The organism is Streptomyces sp. NPDC002536, from assembly GCF_053594995.1.
On the sequence record NZ_JBSFWU010000199.1, the window covers coordinates 1 to 5,386 of the forward strand.

2 protein-coding genes and 1 pseudogene are annotated in these 5,386 nt (G+C 71.6%); 2 read left to right on the forward strand and 1 reads right to left on the reverse strand.

Features of this window, described 5'->3' with window-relative positions; all coding sequences use genetic code 11:
- Together ACWD4B_RS34985 and ACWD4B_RS34990 are read left to right on the forward strand one after the other, a co-directional pair.
- Positions 1 to 237 (forward strand): annotated as a pseudogene (locus ACWD4B_RS34985) (ABC transporter ATP-binding protein); the annotation flags it as partial.
- Positions 238 to 374: 137 nt separating this feature from the next.
- Positions 375 to 1,307 carry an alpha/beta hydrolase gene (locus ACWD4B_RS34990; RefSeq protein WP_451424554.1) on the forward strand — a complete coding sequence of 311 codons (933 nt, stop codon included), beginning with the start codon at positions 375 to 377 and terminating at the stop codon, positions 1,305 to 1,307.
- A gap of 17 nt (positions 1,308 to 1,324) precedes the next feature.
- Here the strand turns inward: ACWD4B_RS34990 and ACWD4B_RS34995 are convergent, their stop codons facing one another.
- Positions 1,325 to 5,017 carry an nSTAND1 domain-containing NTPase gene (locus ACWD4B_RS34995; protein ID WP_451424555.1) on the reverse strand — a complete coding sequence of 1,231 codons (3,693 nt, stop codon included), beginning with the start codon at positions 5,015 to 5,017 and terminating at the stop codon, positions 1,325 to 1,327.
- Positions 5,018 to 5,386: the final 369 nt, after the last annotated feature.

Sequence of the window (5,386 nt, forward strand, 5' to 3'; positions counted from 1 at the left end):
GACGTCCTGATGATCGACGAGGCCCTCGCCACCGGTGACCGCGCCTTCCAGAAGCGCTCGGAGGAACGGATCCGGGAGCTGCGCAAGGAAGCCGGCACGGTCTTCCTGGTCAGCCACAACAACAACTCCATCCGCGACACCTGCGACCGGGTGCTGTGGCTGGAACGCGGTGAGCTGTTGATGGACGGTCCGACGGACGAGGTCGTCCGGGCGTACGAGAAGGAAACGGCGCGGTAGCACTCGGTACCCGCGCCCCGAAGGGGCGCGGGGAACTGCGCGAGCAACCCGGCACGACCCGCAGCTGTCGGACAGGCACCGCAAATCGGTGCGTCGGCCGGGGTGCACCCATCGCGCTCCCGCGGCATCCTGGGCCCATGGCCTTGGACCCGGAGATAGCCGCTCTGCTCAAGGAACTCGGACTCGACGGGCCGGAGCCCGCCGAAGCACCCACGGCCGCCGAGCTGCGGGACGCCACCCGCACCTTCGCGCTCGCCCTCGCAGCCGACCCGCCGATCGAGGTCGGCGCGGTCGCCGACGACCGGATCACCGGAGTGCCGGTACGGATCTACCGCCCGGAGGGCGAAGGGGCCGTGCCCACCGTCGTCTACTTCCACGGCGGCGGCTTCGTCAGCGGCGACCTCGACACCCACGACGGCATCTGCCGCCGCCTCTGCCGCGACCTGACCGCCGTCGTGGTGGGCGTGGCCTACCGGCTCGCCCCGGAGTTCCCCTTCCCCGCCGGCTTCGACGACTGCGTCGCGGTGACGAGCCACGTCGGCGACCACATCGCCGACTACGGCGGCGGCAGCCTGGCCGTCGCGGGCGACAGCGCCGGCGGCAACCTGGCCGCCGGGGTCGCCCTCGCCTTCCGCGACGAAGGGCGCCCGCTGGCCGCCCAGTTCCTCGTCTACCCCGGCACCGACCTCCGCCACGACAGCGGCCACCGGTCCCTCGCCGAGAACGCCACCGGGTACGCCCTGACCACGGCCGAGATAGACCGGTTCAAGGACTTCTACCTCTCCGACATCCCGGCCGCCGCCGACGGCGCCCCCGCCTCCCCGCTCCTCGCCGGCAGCCACGAGGGCCTGCCGCCCGCGGTGATCGGCTGTGCCGAGTTCGATCCTCTGCGGGACGAGGGCCTGGCGTACGCGGACGCCCTGCTGGCCGCCGACGTGGTGGTGGACAAGCACGTGTTCCCGGGCCTCGTCCACGGCTTCCTCCACATCGCCACCAGGTCCCGGGCGGCGGAGGCCGCAACGGCCCGCCTGATAGCCGAGTTCGGGGAGCTGCTGCGGGCCGCCCCGTAGGGGGCGCGGGGCGTCCCTTACGGGGCGCCCTGGCACACCGGCTTCGTCGCCTGTCCCCCTAGATACGAATCCCGTTCGGCCTCGGTGAAGTCCCGGTGGAGGGCCGCGCAGATTCTCCGGCCGGCTTCCTTCGTGTCGGGGAGGTACACGTCCCAGATCCGGGTGGCGCCGTCGCTGCCGCCGCTGGCGAGGGTTTCGCCGTCGGGGCCGAAGGCCACGGATTCGACGGTGTTGGTGTGGCCCGTGAGGACGTTGCGGGTCTTGCCGGTGGCCACGTCCCACAGCCGTACGGTCTTGTCATAGCTGCCGCTCGCGAGGGACTTGCCGTCGGGGCTGAAGGCTACCGAGGTCACGGTGTTGGTGTGGCCGGTGAGGACCCTGCGGGTCTTGCCGGTGGCCACGTCCCAGAGGCGGACGGTGTCGTCACCGGGGCCCATGGCGTACGAATTGCCGTTGTCGCTGCTGCCGGTGGCGAGTGTGGTGCCGTCGGGGCTGAAGGCGGCCGAAGTCACCAGGGTGGAGTGGCCTTCGAGGACCTTGCGCAGTCTGCCCGTGGCCACGTCCCAGAGCCGTACGGGGCCGATGCCGCTGCTGGTGACAACGGTCTTGAGGTCGGGGCTGAACGCCATCAACGACACCGGACCGGACTGACCGGTCAGGGTGTTGAGGGCTGCGCCCGTGGCCACGTCCCACAGCCGTACGGTGCCGTCGTAGCTGCCGGTGGCGAGTGTGGTGCCATCTGGGCTGAAAGCGATCGATGCCACGGTGCCGGCGTGGCCGGTGAGGGTGATGCGGGTGGTGCCCGTGGCCACGTCCCACAGGCGGACGGTCTTGTCGACGCTGCCGGTGGCGAGGATTTTGCCGTCGGGGCTGAACGCCACCGAAGTCACGCCGCTGGTGTGGCCGATGAGGGGGGCGCGGACTTTGCACGCGGTCACGTTCCACAGGCGCACGGTGCCGTCGTAGCTGCCGGTGGCGAGGGTCTTGCCGTCGGTGCTGAAGGCGGCCGACCCCACGGTGCTGGTGTGCCCGGTGAGGGTGGCGCGGGTCGTGCCCGCGGTGACGTCCCACAGGCGCACCGTGCCGTCACTGCTGCCGCTGGCAAGGGACTTGCCGTCGGGGCTGAACGCCACCGATTCCACCGGGGCGATATGGCCGGTGAGGGTGGTGCGGGGTGTGCCGGTGGCCACGTCCCACAGGCGGATGGTCTTGTCGCTGCTGCTGGTGGCGAGGGTCTTGCTGTCGGGGCTGAAGGCGGCCGATGCCACGGTGCCGTTGTGGCCGGTGAGGGTGGTGCGGGCTGCGCCCGTGGCCACGTCCCACAGCCGTACGGTGCCGTCGTAGCTGCCGCTGGCAAGGGACTTGCCGTCGGGGCTGAACGTCACCGAAGCCGTGGTGCCGGTGTGGCCGGAGAGGATGTGCCGGGTCGTGCCGGTGGCCACGTCCCACAGGCGGACGGTGTCGTCATGGCTGCCGGTGGCGAGTGTGGTGCCGTCAGGGCTGAAGGCCACCGATGCCACGGTGTTGGCATGGCCGGAGAGGGTGCCCCGGTGCGCGCCCGTGGTGACGTCGCTGAGTCGTACGGTGCCGTCGTAGCTGCCGGTGGCGATGGTCTTGCCGTCAGGACTGAACGTCACCGAAGCCACTGGATAGGTGTGACCGGTGTGGATGATTCGGGTCTTGCCCGTGGTCACATCCGAGAGTTGCACGGTGATGTCGTGGTTGGTGATGGCAAGGGTCTTGCCGTCGGGGCTGAACTCCACCGAGCCCACCGACTCGGTGAGGCCGTCGGCGAGGGTCTTCCGGTGCTTGCCCGTGGTGGCGTCCCACAGCTGGACGCTCCCCTCCTCACCGTTGGTGGCGAGGGTCTTGCCGTCAGGACTGAACTTCACCGCGGGCACTCCATAGGTATGGCCGGTCAGTCGTTTGCGCAACGGGAGCGCCGCGGCCGCGTAGAGGCTGCTGACGGCCTCGCCGGTGGGGCTGGTCCGGTGGGCCTGGACGGCCAGCAGGGAGGCCAGGTCGGGGTCGGTGGCGATCAAGGCGCCGGACTGGGCGGCGAGTTGCCGGGACTGGGCCTCCCGCTGCGCCGTGCGCGCAGCCTCCCGCTGCCAGAACGCCACTCCCGAGGCGATCAGGGCCAGGGACAGGAGCATCGCGAGGCCAGCGAGCAACTGGCGCAGCCGCCTGGCCTGGTGGCGGTCCCGTCTGCGTTCGGCGTTCTCCTGGTCGATGCCGGCGTCGAGGAACGCCCGCGCCACGGGCCCCAGCGCGGCCCGGCCCGCCGGGTCGGCGGCCCACTCGCGGGCGACGGCCAGACGCGTGCCCCGGTAGAGCAGGCCCGCATCGCGGCCTTCGCGCTCCCACGCCTCGGCCGCCTCCAGGAGCGACTGCCGGATGCGCAGCCCCGCCCGGTCCTCGTCCAGCCACCCGCGCAGCCGCGGCCAGGCGTGGAGCAGGGCCTCGTGCGCCAGCTCCACGTGATCCGCGTCCAGCGTCAGCAGGCGGGCCCGGGCGAACGCGTCGAGGACGGCCGTCGCCGCTTCCTGCGCCGGGTCCCGTTCCAGCAGGCGGCTGCGTTCCATGCGGCGTCCGGTCACGCCGGTCTCGTCGAGGTGGACGAGGTGCAGCAGCAACCGGCGTGCGACGGGCTGCTGTTCCGGTGGCAGCGCGGAGTACGCGTGCTCGGCCGTGGTGGCCACCGCCCCGGATATTCCTCCGGTCAGCTGGTAGCCCGCCACGGTCAGCGTGGTGTTCGTCCGCTGCTGCCACGTGGCCAGAAGGGCGTGGGAGAGGAGAGGCAGCACCCCGGCCCGCGGCGCGGCGGTGCCGCCCGCGTCCCGGAGCATGAGCTCCACGAGCCCCGGTTCCACCGACAGGCCGGCCCGCTCGGCCGGACCCGTGATGGCTTCGCGCAACTGCGCCGTGTCCATGGGCCCCAGGGGGACGTGACCGTGCCGCAGGGCGGCCACCAGTTCCGGGTGGGCCAGGCAGTGCCCGTAGAAGTCGGCGCGGATGCCGAGTACGACCAGGCATGGCGGGGCTTCGGCCCCGGCCGTCAGAGCGTGCAACAGCTCGATGAAGGCGCGCTGTTCGGCGCGGTCCTGGCACAGCGTGAACAGTTCCTCGAACTGGTCCACCACCAGGGCGAGACGGGGGCCGTTGGAGTTGCGCACTGCGGCAGCAAGCTGCTGCGGGGAATCGGCCGGCACCGACGCCAAATGGGCCAGAAGCCCTTTGACGGGGTGTTCGCCCGGCGTCAGCAGCAACGGTTCCCAGTGCCCCGGGAGCACCCCGCGCGTCAGGGCGGGAATCAACCCGGCTCGTAACAACGAGGACTTCCCGGTGCCCGACGGAGCGACGACCATCAGCGGTCCGGATCCGTCCAGACGTTTGGTCAGTTGGGCGACAAGGGAGGCGGTGGCCTGTTCCCGTCCGAAGAACCAGCGGGCATCCTGCGGCCCGAATGCGGACAACCCCCGGTACGGGCAGCCCCCGCCGTCCTGAAGACCGAGGACGAGTTGCTCCAGCGTCCCGCCGGTGCCGAGCGCCTGATCGCAGGCGCGCGCCAGTTCCAGCGTCATCGGTTTGTCGCCGTTCTCGACCTTGCTCAGATAACCCTTGCTGTAGAAGGCCAGGGCGGACAGTCCGGCCAGCGACACCCCGCGCTCTCGCCGTAGTTTCCGCAGGAGTTCGCCACCGTTGTCCACGGTGAAGATCGTCCCAGCGGGGTCCGGACCCCTCAAGGGCAGTATTGAGCCGCGGCGGCGTTTCCGCAGGTGAGTGACGGTTTCCCGGTCGCCTGTCGGGTGAGGAAACCGGGAAACCGCTTGGCTCGCGGAGCCTCATGGGCTGGACTGCCGGATATCTGCCGGGGTGGGGCGGGCCCGTCACGGGGGTACGGGTCCGCCCCGCCAGGGCGCGCCCCGTCAGGGGCGCGGGGAACTGCGCGATCGGCCAGGACGCTCCCGCAGTCGAGGTTCTCGGGGCTTCGCCCCGGGCCCCGGGGCCAGTGCGCCGGCTGCAGGCCGTCGGTGGCTGATCGCGCAGTTCCCCGCGCCCCACACGCGGCGCACCAC

Excerpts from the sequence above, each read along its gene's own strand:
- ACWD4B_RS34990 (WP_451424554.1), top strand. The coding sequence starts at position 375 with ATGGCCTTGGACCCGGAGATAGCCGCTCTGCTCAAGGAACTCGGACTC.